Source organism: Nocardia cyriacigeorgica GUH-2 (assembly GCF_000284035.1).
Classification (GTDB): domain Bacteria; phylum Actinomycetota; class Actinomycetes; order Mycobacteriales; family Mycobacteriaceae; genus Nocardia; species Nocardia cyriacigeorgica_B.
Genome location: NC_016887.1, coordinates 2141549 through 2156729, shown reverse-complemented (window position 1 = coordinate 2156729; position 15181 = coordinate 2141549). Strand labels below are relative to the sequence as shown.

Genomic DNA, 15181 nt, shown 5'->3' with positions numbered 1-15181 from the left:
CACCCGCCGCAGCGCTCGCCCGCGGCGGGTGGCACGATATTCGGGTGTCGGATCCCGTCGATGTCCTCGCTGAACTGCCCACCCGTCCGCCGTTGAACGCGGACGAGATCGACGCGGCTGCGAAGCGAATTTCCGACATCATCGACCCGACGCCGCTGCAACTATGCCCGCGGTTGTCCCAGCTCACCGGCGCGCAGGTGTACCTCAAGCGCGAAGACCTCACCGTGGTGCGCTCCTACAAGCTGCGCGGCGCCTACAACCTGGTGGTTCAGCTCAGCGAGCTCGAACGCGCCGCGGGCGTGGTCACCGCCAGCGCGGGCAATCACGCGCAGGGCGTGGCGTTCGCGTGCAAGGCCATGGGCATCAACGGCCGCATCTACGTGCCGACCACCACGCCCAAGCAGAAACGCGACCGCATCCGCATCCACGGCGGCGAGTTCGTGGAACTGATCGCCGTCGGTGAGACCTACGACGCCGCCGCCGCGGCCGCCGCCGCCGACGTGGCGCGCACCGGCGCGACCATGGTCCCGCCGTTCGACGACACCCGCACCGCCGCCGGGCAGGGCACCATCGCCGCGGAAATCCTGGACCAGCTGGGCCGCACCCCGGATCTGGTGGTGGTCCCGGTGGGCGGTGGCGGCTGCCTCGCCGGCATCGGCACCTACCTGCGCGAACGGTCCCCGCGCACCGCGATCCTCGGGGTCGAACCGGCGGGCGCGGCCTCGATGACGGCGGCGCTGGTGGCCGGTGGCCCGGTGACGCTGCCGGAGATCGACCCGTTCGTCGACGGCGCCGCGGTGCGCCGCATCGGCGACGTGCCGTACGCGGCGGTGTCCGGGTTCGGCGGCCGGGTGGTCTCGCACGGTTCGCTTCCGCTGCTGGTGGCCACCGAATCTCCCTCGGGGGCAGGCTCGTTCCGGATGATGCAGGTCGACGAGGGCGCCATCTGCACCGCCATGCTCGACCTCTACCAGAACGAAGGCATCATCGCCGAGCCCGCGGGTGCGCTCGCGGTGACGGCGCTGGCCGGGCTCGATATCGAACCCGGCTCGACCGTGGTGTGCCTGGTGTCCGGCGGCAACAACGACGTCTCCCGCTACGGCGAGGTGATCGAACGGTCCCTGGTGCATCAAGGGCTCAAGCACTACTTCCTGGTGGACTTCCCGCAGGAACCGGGTGCGCTGCGCCGCTTCCTCGACGAGGTCCTCGGGCCCGACGACGACATCACACTGTTCGAGTACGTCAAGCGCAACAACCGCGAGACCGGGGCCGCGCTGGTGGGTATCGAACTGGGCGCGCCGGAGGAATTGGAGTCGTTGCTGGCGCGGATCGACGCCTCGCCGATCCAGTGCGAGCGGCTCGAACCGGACTCGCCGGCTTACCGGTACCTGACCTGAGCTGCTGCGATCTTTCCAGTCGCCCACACGGGTCGATGCGGGCGCCACGACAGGCGGTTTCGCGGTCGCTGTCGCGCCCCCGCATCGAGCCTCACCGCGACTCGGTATCGAGGACCACGAAGCAATGGCCGGGCACCTCGGTCGCGCCATCGCTCTGAATCGGCGGAGCCCAGCAGAGCACCACGGTTCCCGTCACCGGCAGCGTCACGGGCGCGTTGGAGAGGTTGCACACCAGCGCCAAGGCACCTCGGCGGATCACGATCCAGCGGGCCTCTTCGTCGAAGTCGATGTCGGACAAGGACGCCCAGCCGTCGGTGAACTCCGGGCGGCCGCGGCGTAGTGCGAGCAGCTCGCGGTAGCAGTCGAGCAGACGGGCATGGGTGGGCTCGGTGGGTTCGGCCCAGTTCAGCTTCGAGCGCGCGAACGTGACAGGGTCCTGCGGATCGGGGATGACGTCGGTGGACCAGCCGTGCTCGGCGAATTCTTCGCGACGCCCGGCGGCGGTGGCGGCACCGACCTCGGGATCGGTGTGCGAGGTGAAGAACTGGAACGGTGTGCGCGCACCCCACTCCTCCCCCATGAACAGCATCGGCGTGTTTGGCGCGAGCAGCGCCAGCGCCGCCTTGACCGCGAGCTGCCCGTCGGATAGGTAGGCGCTGGGCCGATCGCCGAGGGCGCGGTTGCCGATCTGGTCGTGGGTGCAGGTGTAGGCCAACAGGGCCGACGGTGGGATGGTCGCCTGGTCGATGGGCCGGCCATGCCTGCGACCACGGAAGGTGGAATAGGTTGCGGCGTGGAAGAACCCGTGCGACCAGGTGCGGGCCAGGCAGTCCAGGGAACCGAAATCGACGTAGTAGCCCTGCCGTTCACCCGAGACGGCCGCATGGATGGCATGGTGCAGGTCGTCGTTCCACTGCCCGGCGAGCCCGTACCCGCCGGCCGCGCGTGCGGTGATCAGTCGCGGATCGTTGAGGTCGCTTTCGGCGATCAACGTCAGCGGGCGGCCCAGATGCGCGGCGAGGCGGTCGGTTTCGGCGGCCAGTTCGGCCAGCAGGTGGATGGCGGTGGTGTCGGCGAGCGCGTGCACCGCGTCCAGGCGCAGCGCATCGATATGGAAATCACGGAACCAGCGCAGCGCATTGCCGATGATGTAGCGGCGCACCTCATCCGATCCGGGACCGTCCAGGTTCAGCCGCTGCCCCCAGGTGTTGCGCTGCTCGGCCAGATAGGGGCCGAACCGCGGCAGATAGTTGCCGACGGGGCCGAGATGGTTGTAGACCACATCGAGCGCGACCGCCAGACCGCGCGCATGACAGGCATCGACAAAGCGGACCAGACCGTCCGGCCCGCCGTACGCCTCGTGCACCGCATACCAGAGCACCCCGTCGTAGCCCCAGTTGCGCGGGCCGTCGAAGGCGTTGACCGGCATCACCTGCACCACCGTCACACCCAGCCGCACCAGATGATCGAGGCGTTCGATCGCGGCGTCGAAGGTCCCGGCCGGGGTGAAGGTGCCGATGTGCAGTTCGTAGAACACCGCGCCCGCGAGCTGCCTGCCGGTCCAGTGGGTATCGGTCCAGGCGCTCGGGTCGATGCGGTGCAGCGCCGAGCGGGCGTGCACGCCGTCGGGTTGCCGGGGTGAGCGCGGGTCCGGGAGGACGACGGGGTCGTCGTCGAGCAGGTAGCCGTAGCGGGCGCCGGGTGCGGCCTCGACCTGCGCGCGCCACCAGCCGTCGGCCGCCCGCGTCATCGGATGGACGGCGCCGCCGACATCCAGGCGCACCCGATCCGGCGTCGGCGCCCACACCTCGAACAAGGTCACCGGGCCAGCATGGCACGGCGGCGCCGCCCGGGCAGTCCGGCGCGACACTGGTGCGCGGGTGTGGTTGCTGACACAGTGGAGGCCGTGGGTATCTACAACGATCAGGTGGTCCCCCGGCTCGTCGAGGTCGCGTGCGGGATCAAGGCCAACGACAAGCTGCGCGCGCAGGTGTGCGGCGGACTGTCCGGCCGGGTGGTCGAGATCGGCTTCGGATCCGGGCTGAACGTGCCGTTCTATCCGCCTGCCGTGCAGTCGGTGAGCGCGGTCGAACCGGCCGATCTCGGCTGGAAACTGGCTGGGAAACGGGTGGCAGCGGCGACGGTGCCGATCGAGCGCGCCGGGTTGGACGGCCAGTCGCTGCCCTTCGCCGACAACAGTTTCGACGCGGCGGTATCGACCTGGACCATGTGCACCATCCCCGATATCGACGCCGCGCTGGCGGAGGTCCGCCGGGTACTCGTTCCCGGTGGCACGCTGCATTTCGTCGAACACGGGCTCGCGCCGGACGCCAAGGTGCAGGCCTGGCAGCACCGGCTCAATCCGATCCAGAACGCCGTCGCCGGCGGGTGCAATCTGAATCGTGATATCCGCGGGCTGATCGAGAACGCCGGGTTCCAGATGCGCGAGGTCGAGGTCTTCTACGGCGGGTGGCCGAAGTTCATGGTCGCGCAGACCATCGGAGTCGCCGTCTCGCCGTAGAGCGGTGGGTTCCGCTGATTTCCGGCGCCGGGCCCATATTGTATTGACCAGTCCAAAACTGCTACGGTTGCGTCATGGCACGACCACGAGGCTTCGACGAGGACGCGGCGGTCGACGCGGCCATGCGCGCGTTCTGGTCCGCCGGCTACGAGGCCACCTCCACCCAGGACCTGTGCGCGGCGACCGGACTGGGCCGCAGCAGCATCTACAACACCTTCACCAGCAAGCACGACCTGTTCGAGCGCGCCCTCGGCCGCTATATGACGGTCAAGAACGCGGCCACCGAGGAGGTCCTCGACTCCGACGCGCCGGCCAGGGAGAAACTGCGGACGCTGCTGTGGCGCGTGGTCGACGCCCCCGACGACGACCCGATCGGCTGCCTGGTGGTGAACTCGACCGTCGAACTCGGCCCGCGCGACCCCGAGGTAGCGGCGAGGCTTCGTGCCGACCAGCGCTATCGGGCCGAGTTGCTCACCGCCGTCATCGAGCGCGGGCAACGCGACGGTGAGATCAGCCGCGACAAGGACGCGCGCACCCTCGCCCTGTTCGTGATCGCCACCATCGGCGGACTCCAGGTGGCCGCGCGCGGCGGCGCCGATCGCGACGAACGCGCGGCCATCGCCGCCACCGCTCTCGGAGCCCTGTAACCCGGACCGCCCCAGCAGATTCGGCTCATGCTGTCCATATTTTGGACTGATCAATTCAAAACTAGGAAGGTTTCTCGTGCCCGTAGCCATCTACATCCTGGGCCTATCGATATTCGCCCAGGGCACTTCGGAGCTGATGCTCGCCGGACTGCTCACCGAGATGTCGGCCGACCTCGGTGTCTCGGTTCCCCGTGCCGGACTGCTGATCTCGGCCTTCGCGCTGGGCATGCTGGCCGGCGCGCCCGTGCTGGCCGTGCTGACCTTGCGGTGGTCGCGGCGCACCGCACTGCTGGTGTTCCTCGCGATCTTCATCGGCGCGCATATCGTCGGCGCGCTGGCCACCGACTACTGGGTGGTGTTCGCGACGCGCGTGGTCGCGGCATTCGTCTACGCCGGATTCTGGGCGGTGGCGGCCGCCACGGCGATCAGCCTGGTGCCGGCGACGATGCGCGGGCGGGCGATGAGCGTGGTGGCCGGCGGGTTGACCGTCGCCACCGTCGTCGGACTGCCGCTGGGCACCGTCATCGGACAGCATTTCGGCTGGCGGGCCGCGTTCTGGGCGGTCGCGATCCTGTCAGCGCCGGCGATGGCCGGTGTGCTGGCCAAGATTCCCGGCGGCCGCCCGGCCCGAACCCCGCGGGTGCGTACCGAACTGGCCGCGATGATCCGGCCGCGGCTGTGGTTGTCCTATGCCCTGACGGCCGTGGCGACCGGCGCCCTGCTCGTCACCTTCTCGTACCTGGGCGCCATGCTCACCGAGACCACCGGGCTGGCCGAATCCTGGGTGCCTGCGGTGCTGGCCGGCTACGGTGCGGGCGCGCTGGCCGGCATCGTCGTCGGCGGCCGGGTGGCCGACCGGTATCCGATGCGCACGCTGACCGTCGGCGTCGGCGGGTTGATCGTGACCTCGGCGCTGATCGCGGTGACCGCCTCCCACATCGCGCCGATGGTCGTGCTCTCGATTGCCTTGGGGGCCTTCGGATTCGGCACCAACCCGGTGCTGACCTCCCGCGTGTTCGCCCTCGCTCCCGAAGCACCGACCATGGCGGCGGCGGTGAACACCTCGGCGTTCAATGTGGGTATCACAGCGGGTCCGTGGCTGGGCGGGCTCGCACTCACCGCCGGGCTCGGGTATCCGGCGACGGCGTGGATCGGTGCGGTGCTCGGGCTGGTGGGGCTGGGTCTGGTGGGGTGTGTTGCGGCTGTTCAGCGGCGAGACGGTAGCGAGCGGGCGGCCGAGGTTCCCGGCGAACTTCCGGTCGCGGAACCGGTCCACGTCTGAGTCAAGTTCGCGACGCCGCGGCCGGAAACCATTGTCCGGGCGCGGCGTTCGCGGCTAACCACCCGGCGGCCGCGGCTCCCGCTTCCGTGACGTGCTGGGGCGGCGGGCCGCTTCCTCGGCGACGGTGGCGCGGTGTTCGGCGGGGACCAGGGCGATGATGTCCTCGCGCGAGCCGATGGTGAGCTTCTGGAAGATCGCGGCCATTTGCGCGTCGACGGTCTTGAAGGAGCTGCCGCGGCGGGCGGCGATCGCGGTATTGGTCCAGCCTGCGGCCGCCAGCGTCGCCACATCCCGTTCGGCGGCCGACAGCTCCTGCCAGCGGGTCGGGCGCTGGCGCCGGACCGGGTGCCGCACCGGCAGCGCGTCCAGCGACAACGTGCCGAGCGCCAGCTGGGCCACCTCGTCGTGTTCGGGGCGCAGCATCGCGCCCTCCCGCTCGGCGGCGGTGAACGCGGACTCCCCGAGTACCGAACGCGCGGTCCGGGCGGCGCGTTCGGTTTCGGTGCGGAACGAGGACAGGTGCACCAGGTCAACGCCGAGGCGGCGCCGCAGCGATGCCGCACCGCCGAGGATCCAGGCGATCTCGAGTGCGCGCACGCGCGATTGCCCGCCGTGTCCGGACCCGTCGGTGATCGTGCCGGCCAGCGCCCACGCGTAGATGTGCACCGCCCAGACCGTGCCCCACCGGTCCCGCATGGCGAGTTGCTCGGCCAGCGTGACGCGCACCCGCTCCAGCGCGGAGGCGGCGTCGCTGTTCTTGATCAACGCCAGCGCCCAGCCGAGTTCGGCCCACGACATATCCCACGGCGCCGCGGACCGACTCGACTCCTCCAGATGTCGCCGGGCGATCTCGCGGGCCTGCTCGGGTGTGCCGGCGAACCCGGTGGCGAGCACTTCGAACATCTCGCTCAACGACGCGGCACCGCGATCGCCCGCCGCGAGGAATTTGCGCCGCGCCCGCGCGAGCACCTCGATCGCGCGAGAATCGTTGTGCACCAACATGAGCAGGCTGCCGTGGGTGAATTCCACCGGCGCGGGCAGGCCGAGATCGGCCTCTGGTTCCCGGCGCACCCGCGCCACCGCATCCGGCTCCGGCAGGCAGGCGGCGATGCAGTCGTCGAGCAGCACCTCGGCGTCGGCCGGGATGCCCTGGCACATGCTGATCCAGCCGATCATGGCCATCGCCGTCACCTGCAACTCGACCGGCTGGGGGTCCAGCAGGCGGGTGGCGGCCAGCGCGCGTTCGGCCAGATGCCGCGACTCGCGCAGCGAGCCCTTGAAGAACGGCACCCGGATGGCGATCAACCCCACCATGATCTCGAGCCCCACCGCTGCCTCACCCGGCGTGGCCTCGGCGCTGTCGATCGCGCACAACAGGTTGTCCCAGGCCGCGCGCGCCCAGTCCAGCAGTTCCTGCTCGCGCGGGCCGAGCCAGTCGCGGTGCGCCTGCGCCACCTTGTCGCGGTAGTAGCGGCGGTGCCGATCGCTGAACCGCGCCAGTTCCGCGCCGTCGCCGCGTTCGCGCAAACGCTGCTGGGCGAAGACCCGAAAGCTCTCCAGCAGCGAATAGCGCACCGCGTCGGCGGTCAGGTGGACCGAGACCAGCGATTGATCGACCAGCCGCTCCAGCAGGCCCTCGACCTCCGCGCGGGCGATACCGTCCGGGCCGGCGGGATCGTCATCGGAGCAGACCGCTTCGATGGCCTCGAGTTCGGCGCCGATATCGCGCTCACCGGCGTCGCCGGGGTCGGGGTCGTAGCCGGCGGCGAACACCGACAGCCGCTCGAACAGCAGCCGTTCCTTGTCGTGGCACAGGTCGTAGGACCAGGCGATGACGTCGCGAATGCCCTGATGCCTGCCGTCGGCGCCGACCCGGTGCCCCGGCGACCAGCCCAGCCGGCGGTCGGAGGCCTCCCCGGTGAGATCGCGCAGGATCATCGACAGCGGTTGCCTGCGCAGCCGGGCCGCGGCCAGCTGAATCGACAGCGGATGGTTGTGCACATGGCGGCAGATGGCCGCGGCCAATTCCCGGTCGGCCTCGCCCGCGACGGTGTGCCCGGTCAACTCGGCCCGGCCCCGGAACATGATCAGCGCCTGCTCCCCCGACAGCGCTCCGACCGGCACCAGATGCTCATCCACCCAGCCGATGGCTTCGCGGCTGGTCGCGACCACGGTCAGGCCGGGCACGGCGCCGATCAGATCGGCGATCACCCGGCCCGCGCCGTCGAGGACGTGCTCGCAGTTGTCCATCACCAGAATGGTCTGCAAGGTGCGGCCGACGGCGTCGGTGCGGGCGAGGGTATCGACCAGGGCGTCCCAGGCCGGACGGCCGGAGAAATCGTCGTGCACCAGCGACTGGGCCAGTTCGTTCTCGATCGCGGCGGCGTCGGCATGATGAGGCAGCCGGGCCAGCCGGGCCCAATGCACCGGCACCCGTTTGGCCTTGTGGAATCGATGCACCGCCTCGGTCGCCAACCGCGTCTTGCCGATGCCGCCCGCACCGATCAGCGTGATCAGCCGGGTCGAGCCGAGCAGCAGCGTGCCGATCTTCTCCAGCTCACGCTCGCGGCCGATGAAATCGCTGGTGGCCGCCGGCGGAGCACCGGCGCGCGCAGTTCTGGCCGTCACGGTGGTGCAGCATAGCGGTTCGACACTGCCGGAAAACGCGGTTGTGGCGACGGATATGCGGGACCTACCTATCGGCGCGCGGTGCTGGGATCCACCTGCCGCCCAACGCATCCGGGATTCCGGCCGCCGATCGGCTACCGATGTGTGCGCTCTACCTATCATCCGACGATTCCGGTACACGCCGATCGATACCGGAAGGATCCGTACATGGGACAGATACAGGTGGTGGGTGCCGGCGAATGCGGTTTGCCGCTGGCGCTGCGCTTGCAGCGGGCCGGGCGCGAGGTCACGCTGGTCACCGACCGCGACGCCGAGGCGGTGCTGGCCGGTTCGGTCACCAGCACCCAGGTCAAGTTCGCGCGCACGGTGGCGCTCGAGGAAGAGGCGGGGCTGGATTACTGGGCCGAGACCGCGCCCGCGATCGCCGGTATCCGGTTCACCATGGTCGTGGACCGCAACGCGGTGGCCGGCTGGTCCGGACGGTTCAGCGCACCGGCGCGCAGCGTCGACCAGCGCACCGTATTCGCCCGCTGGTTCAGTGAGTTCGAGGCGAGCGGGGGGCGGATCGAGCTCACCGAGGCCTCGGTGGACGACGTCGATCGCCGGGCCGCCGAGCACGAGCTCACCGTCGTCACCCGTGCCTCCGGCGAGCTGGCCGCCTGCTTCCCCATCGATACGTCGCTGACCGTGCCCGGCAAGCCGGTCCGCAAGCTGGCCGCGCTGTACCTGGACGGCGTCGCTCCCGACCCGGACGACCTCGGCACCTATGTGGCGCTGCCCGGGCTCGGCGAGATGGTCTCCACGGCCGCCGTCACCGGCGCGCCGGGACAGGAAAGGCCCTGTGCCACTTTGATGTTCGAGGCGCTGCCGGGCGGCGGGCTCGATGTGTTCGACGCCGCGGACACACCCGCCGAGCGCTGGCGGCTGGCCCGCGAGATCCTGGACCGGCATCTGCCGCCCGCGCTGGCGGCACGGTTCCGCGACGCCGAACTCACCGACGCCGGCGCGACCATCGCGGGCGCGGTGACGCCGGTGGTGCGTCAGCCGGTCGGCACGCTGCCGTCGGGGCGGGCGGTGCTCGGCGGCGGTGACGTCGTCTGCCGGATGGATCCCGGCGGTGCCCAGGGCGCCAACAGCGCCGCCCAGTGCGCCGCCTACTACGCCGCCGCCGTGCTCGACAGCCCCGACCGCGAGTTCGATGCGACCTGGATGGCGGCCGCGGCCAAGCCGTGGATCACCGATATCGCCCGGCCCGCAGCACTGTGGACAATGACGCTGCTGGACCCGCCGCCGGCCTTGCAGCGGCTGATGGACGCCGCCCGGCACGACCGCACCCGCGCCGACGCGTTCGCCGAGACCTTCATCGTCCCGGCGAACATGTCCCAGCTGGCGCTGCTGCAACCCTGAGCCGGCGCCGGTCGGCTCTCACGCCGGGGATGCGGGAAAGACGACCGGCAGCGCGGCCAGGGCCCGATGGAACGGCCCTGGCCGCCAGGTCAATTCGGGCACCGGCACGGCCAGGCGCAGCTCGGGCAGCGCGTCGAGCAGCTGGTCGACGGCGTCCTGGGCGATCAGATAGGCCACGTTCTTGGCCGGGCAGGCATGCGGGCCCGCACCCCACGCCAGGTGCGAGCGGTTGCCGGTGACCGGGCCCGCGCCGATCTCGGGGTCGTTGTTGCAGGCCGCGAGCCCGATCACCACCGGCTGATCGGCGGGCAGCCAGGTGTTGTCGATGAGGATCGGCTGACGTGGATAGGTGACGCTGAAGTTGGCCATCGGCGGATCGTGGAACAGCACCTCGTCGAGGGCGTCGCGGGTGGACAGGCTGCCGTCGAGCATGCTGCCGGCGAACCGCTCGTCGGTGACCATCAACAGCAGCGAATTGGTGATCAGGTTCAGCGTCGGCTCGGTGCCCGCGCCGTACAGGATGCCCAGCTGATGAATGAGCTCCTCATCGGTGAATCCGGCCGGATGCGTGATCAACCGGGTGGTGATGTCGGCGCCGGGTTCGGCGCGTTTGCGCTCGATCAGCCGCAGGATCGCCGCGGCCAGCCGCAGATCGGCCTGTCCGGTGTCGACCCCCTCGAAGATGGCCGCGGTCGCCGCCGCGATCTCGTTGCCGATCTCGGGCGGGCAGCCCAGCAACGCGTTGATCGCCTCGAACGCCAGCGGCGCGGCATAGTCGCGCAGCAGATCGGCGCTGCCGTTCCCGGAGAAGGTATCGATCAAGGCGGTGGCGATGCGTTCGACGACGTCGTGCAGCCGGTGCAGGTCGACGCCATCGATGCCTGCGATGGCCGCGCGCCGGTAGCGGTCGTGTTCGGCGCCCGCGCTGCGCAGGGCGTTGGGACGCCAAGCCAGGATCGGCAGCACCGGGCAACCGGGGTCGATGTGGCGCTGCCAGCCGCGCGGATCGGCCGGGAAGTGGTCGGGATCGTGCAGGATCCGCACCGCGACCCGATAGCCGACCACCAGCGTCGCGGGTACCCCCGGCGCCAGCTCCACCGGCACCATCGACCCGTACCGCTCGCGCATGTCCCGGTAGGCGCGGTGCGGGTCGGCGGCGAACTCGGGGGTGTAGAGCCGGACCCGGTCGTGGTCGGTATGGACCGGTGAGCTGTGATGGGGCACCGGGCACTGTCCGGTACGAACGGATTCGGGCGAGATGTGCAACGGTGGAGCTCCCCTGATAGACCGGCGTCGAAGGCCATGACCGGGCCGTTCGGCGCGGTCGGACGGACCGAGGATGCGCCGATAGGTAGACCGGCGGCATCGGTAGTCGCGTCCGGGGTGTCTCAGTCGCGCCGTGTCCCCTTTACGACGCGCCGAGGGTGCCTTTCCGGCGACACGCCGAGTGGGGTGCGACGTCGGCCTCCCCGCCGGAGAGCCTCGGAAATCTTGTCGGTCCCCCGGCCTAGAATCTGATCCGCCAACCCCCGTCGAGACCTTGGGAGGAAGGACCGTCTTGGCCGACTCGTCCGGATCGTTCGTTCACCTGCACAACCACACCGAGTACTCGATGCTCGACGGCGCGGCCAAGATCTCGCCGCTGTTCGCCGAGGCCAACCGGTTGGGCATGACGGCAGTCGGGATGACCGACCACGGCAATATGTACGGCGCCTCGGAGTTCTACAACTCCGCCAAGAAGGCAGGCATCAAACCGATCATCGGCATCGAGGCCTACATCGCGCCGGGCTCCCGGTTCGACACCAAGCGCGTGCAGTGGGGCGATCCCAGCCAGAAGGGCGACGATGTCTCCGGTTCGGGTGCCTACACCCATATGACGATGGTCGCCGAGAACGCGACCGGCCTGCGCAACCTGTTCAAGCTGTCGTCGCTGGCCTCGATCGAGGGTCAGCTCGGCAAATGGGCGCGCATGGACGAAGAGCTCATCGCCCAGTACTCCGAGGGCATCATCGCCACCACCGGCTGCCCGTCCGGTGAGGTGCAGACCAGGTTGCGCCTGGGCCACGACCGCGAAGCCCTCGAAGCCGCCGCCAAGTGGCAGGAGATCTTCGGGCCGGAGAACTTCTTCCTCGAAGTGATGGACCACGGCCTGTCCATCGAACGCCGGGTGCGCGAGGGCCTGCTCGACATCAGCAACAAGCTCGGCATCCCGCCGCTGGCCACCAACGACTGCCATTACGTCACCAAGGACCAGTCCACCAATCACGAAGCGCTGCTGTGCATTCAGACCGGCAAGACGCTGTCGGACCCCACCCGGTTCAAGTTCGACGGTGACGGCTACTACCTCAAATCCGCCGCCGAGATGCGCGCCATCTGGGACGCCGAGGTGCCCGGCGCCTGCGACAACACCGTGCTCATCGGCGAACGGGTGCAGTCCTACGACGACGTGTGGACCCACCGCGACCGGATGCCGGTCTTCCCGGTGCCCGAGGGCGAGACCCAGGCCAGCTGGCTGCACAAGGAGGTCATGCGCGGGCTGGAGCGCCGCTTCCCCGGCGGCGTCCCGCAGGAGTACATCAGCCGTGCCGAGTACGAGCTCAGCGTCATCTGCGAGATGGGCTTCCCGGCCTACTTCCTCGTCGTCGGTGACCTGATCAACCACGCGCTCGAGGTCGGCATCCGGGTCGGCCCCGGCCGTGGTTCGGCCGCCGGTTCGCTGGTGGCGTACGCGATGGGCATCACCAATATCGACCCCATCCCGCACGGCCTGCTGTTCGAGCGGTTCCTCAACCCCGAGCGCGTGTCGATGCCCGATATCGATATCGACTTCGACGATCGCCGCCGCGGTGAGATGGTCCGCTACGCCACCGACAAATGGGGCAGCGACCGGGTCGCGCAGGTCATCACCTTCGGCACCATCAAGACCAAGGCCGCGATCAAGGACTCCGCGCGAGTGCTGTTCGGCCAGCCCGGTTTCGCCATCGCCGACCAGATCACCAAGGCGCTGCCGCCGCCGATCATGGCCAAGGACATCTCGGTCTCCGGCATCACCGACCCCGACCACGAGCGCTACAAGGAAGCCGCCGAGGTCCGGGAACTCATCAACAGCAATCCCGATATCGCCAAAATCTACGAGACCGCGCGCGGGCTGGAAGGCCTGATCCGCAACGCCGGTGTCCACGCCTGCGCGGTCATCATGTCCTCGGAACCGCTCACCGACGCCATCCCGGTGTGGAAGCGGGCCCAGGACGGCGCCATCATCACCGGCTGGGACTACCCGTCGTGTGAGGCCATCGGCCTGCTGAAGATGGACTTCCTGGGCCTGCGCAACCTCACCGTCATCGGTGACGCGCTCGACAACATCAAGGCCAACCGCGGCATCGATCTGGATATGGATCACCTGCCGCTCGACGATCCGCCCACCTACGAGCTGCTGGCCCGCGGCGACACCCTCGGGGTGTTCCAGCTCGACGGCAGCGCCATGCGCGATCTGCTGCGCCGCATGCAGCCCACCGGCTTCGAAGACATCGTGGCCGTGCTGGCGCTGTATCGCCCCGGCCCGATGGGCATGAACGCCCACAACGACTACGCCGACCGCAAGAACGGGCGCCAAGAAGTCAAGCCGATCCATCCGGAGCTGGAAGAGCCGCTGAAGGAGATCCTGGCCGACACCTACGGCCTGATCGTCTATCAGGAACAGATCATGCAGATCGCGCAGAAGGTGGCCGGGTACTCCCTCGGCCGAGCCGACATTCTGCGCCGCGCCATGGGTAAGAAGAAGGCCGAGGTCCTGGAAGCCGAATTCGAGGGCTTCGAAAAGGGCATGCTGGACAACGGATTCTCCAAACCCGCCATCAAGGCCCTGTGGGACACGATTCTGCCCTTCGCCGGGTACGCGTTCAACAAATCGCATGCCGCCGGCTACGGCCTGGTCTCGTTCTGGACCGCCTACCTCAAGGCCAACTATCCGGCCGAATACATGGCGGGCCTGCTCACCTCCGTCGGCGACGACAAGGACAAGGCGGCGATCTACCTGTCGGACTGCCGCAAGCTCGGTATCACCGTGCTGCCGCCGGACGTCAACGAATCCGAGCAGAACTTCGCCTCGGTGGGCACCGATATCCGCTTCGGTCTCGGCGCGGTGCGCAATGTCGGCTCGAACGTGGTGGCCTCGATCATCGCCGCGCGCAAGGAGAAGTCGAAGTTCACCGACTTCTCCGACTACCTCAACAAGATCGACGCCATCGCCTGCACCAAGAAGGTCACCGAATCCCTCATCAAGGCAGGCGCCTTCGATTCGCTGGGGCATCCGCGCAAGGGCCTGATGCTGATTCATTCCGACGCCATCGACGCGGTGATGTCGACCAAGAAGGCCGAGGCGATGGGTCAGTTCGACCTGTTCGGCGGCATGGACGACGACGATTCGGTGGCCTCGGTCTTCAATGTGAAGGTGCCCGACGAGGAGTGGGAGACCAAGCACAAGCTCGCTCTGGAACGGGAGATGCTGGGCCTGTATGTGTCCGGGCATCCGCTCAACGGTGTGGAGCATGTGCTGGCCGCCCAGGTGGATACCCCGATTCCCACCATTCTCGAGGGTGAGGTCAAGGACGGTCAGCAGGTCACCATCGGCGGCATCCTCGCCTCGGTGAACCGCCGGATCAACAAAAACGGCCTGGCCTGGGCGTCGGCGCAGCTGGAAGACCTCACCGGTGGGGTGGAGGTGCTGTTCTTCCCGCAGGCGTATTCGGTGTACGGCATGGACGTCGTCGAAGACGCGGTGGTGCTGGTGAAGGCGCGGGTGTCGGTGCGTGACGACCGGATCTCGTTGATCGCCAACGACCTGGCCGTACCCGACCTGTCCGCCATCGGGGTCGCCAAACCGCTCGCGGTCACCATCCCGACCCGCATGTGCACCCCGGAGAAGGTGTCAGCGCTCAAGCGGGTGCTGTCCAGCCATCCCGGCACCTCCGATGTGCACCTGCGGCATGTGGGTGCACGCGACAAGACCACGCTGCTGAAACTGGATGACAGCCTGCGGGTTTCGCCGTCGTCGGCGTTGATGGGTGATTTGAAGGCGTTGCTCGGGCCGGGGTGCCTGACGAGCTAGGGCCTCGGGCAACGTGCCTAGGAAAGCGACCGGCTCGGCCACGCCACGCGTACGGCCGGGTGAGCGTGGACGGTGGACCGCGCGTGGCATGAGACGGATTCGCCCGGGTCTCGATACCTTGCGGTGATCGAGGGCCCGGGCGATGAAGTGTGCTGCGCGAGAACCGGATTGCCTGGCTACGCGCGTCAGAGG

The 15181-nt window shown here is 69.1% G+C and carries 9 protein-coding genes; 6 read left to right on the top strand and 3 right to left on the bottom strand.

Annotated elements, in window-relative coordinates:
• Positions 1–44 precede the first annotated feature (44 nt).
• Positions 45–1397, top strand: coding sequence for a threonine ammonia-lyase IlvA (gene ilvA, locus NOCYR_RS09640; protein WP_014350174.1), 1353 nt, complete (start codon positions 45–47; stop codon positions 1395–1397).
• 91 nt (positions 1398–1488) lie between these two features.
• Here the strand turns inward: ilvA and treZ are convergent, their stop codons facing one another.
• Positions 1489–3219, bottom strand: a complete 1731-nt coding sequence (gene treZ, locus NOCYR_RS09635) for a malto-oligosyltrehalose trehalohydrolase (protein WP_014350173.1) — start codon at positions 3217–3219, stop codon at positions 1489–1491.
• 84 nt (positions 3220–3303) lie between these two features.
• On the opposite strand from treZ, the gene NOCYR_RS09630 reads away from it, so the two are divergent.
• The 3 genes from NOCYR_RS09630 to NOCYR_RS09620 all read left to right on the top strand — a co-directional run bounded on the left by NOCYR_RS09630 (position 3304) and on the right by NOCYR_RS09620 (position 5847).
• Positions 3304–3918 (top strand): class I SAM-dependent methyltransferase, encoded by a 615-nt coding sequence (locus NOCYR_RS09630; RefSeq protein WP_048834046.1) that lies wholly within the window; start codon positions 3304–3306, stop codon positions 3916–3918.
• A gap of 74 nt (positions 3919–3992) precedes the next feature.
• The gene (locus tag NOCYR_RS09625) at positions 3993–4565 is read left to right on the top strand and encodes a TetR/AcrR family transcriptional regulator (protein WP_014350171.1); all 573 of its coding nucleotides are present in this window, start codon (positions 3993–3995) and stop codon (positions 4563–4565) included.
• Positions 4566–4641: 76 nt separating this feature from the next.
• Positions 4642–5847: a Cmx/CmrA family chloramphenicol efflux MFS transporter gene (locus tag NOCYR_RS09620; RefSeq protein ID WP_014350170.1), complete on the top strand. Its 1206-nt coding sequence runs from the start codon at positions 4642–4644 to the stop codon at positions 5845–5847.
• Positions 5848–5901: 54 nt separating this feature from the next.
• Here the strand turns inward: NOCYR_RS09620 and NOCYR_RS09615 are convergent, their stop codons facing one another.
• The gene (locus NOCYR_RS09615) at positions 5902–8475 is read right to left on the bottom strand and encodes an AAA family ATPase (protein ID WP_014350169.1); all 2574 of its coding nucleotides are present in this window, start codon (positions 8473–8475) and stop codon (positions 5902–5904) included.
• Positions 8476–8682: 207 nt separating this feature from the next.
• Here NOCYR_RS09615 and NOCYR_RS09610 point away from each other — a divergent pair, with 207 nt between their 5' ends.
• On the top strand, positions 8683–9882 hold the full coding sequence (locus NOCYR_RS09610; protein WP_014350168.1) for a styrene monooxygenase/indole monooxygenase family protein: 1200 nt from the start codon (positions 8683–8685) through the stop codon (positions 9880–9882).
• 18 nt (positions 9883–9900) lie between these two features.
• On the opposite strand, the gene NOCYR_RS09605 is transcribed toward NOCYR_RS09610, so the two are convergent.
• Positions 9901–11106, bottom strand: coding sequence for a cytochrome P450 (locus NOCYR_RS09605; RefSeq protein ID WP_231856055.1), 1206 nt, complete (start codon positions 11104–11106; stop codon positions 9901–9903).
• Between the two features lie 334 nt (positions 11107–11440).
• Between NOCYR_RS09605 and dnaE the strand changes: the two genes are divergently transcribed.
• Positions 11441–14989 (top strand): DNA polymerase III subunit alpha, encoded by a 3549-nt coding sequence (dnaE, locus tag NOCYR_RS09600; RefSeq protein WP_014350166.1) that lies wholly within the window; start codon positions 11441–11443, stop codon positions 14987–14989.
• The last annotated feature ends 192 nt before the right edge of the window (positions 14990–15181 follow it).

Coding starts and splice junctions, on each gene's coding strand:
- NOCYR_RS09625 (WP_014350171.1), top strand. CDS start 3,993: ATGGCACGACCACGAGGCTTCGACGAGGACGCGGCGGTCGACGCGGCC.
- NOCYR_RS09610 (WP_014350168.1), top strand. CDS start 8,683: ATGGGACAGATACAGGTGGTGGGTGCCGGCGAATGCGGTTTGCCGCTG.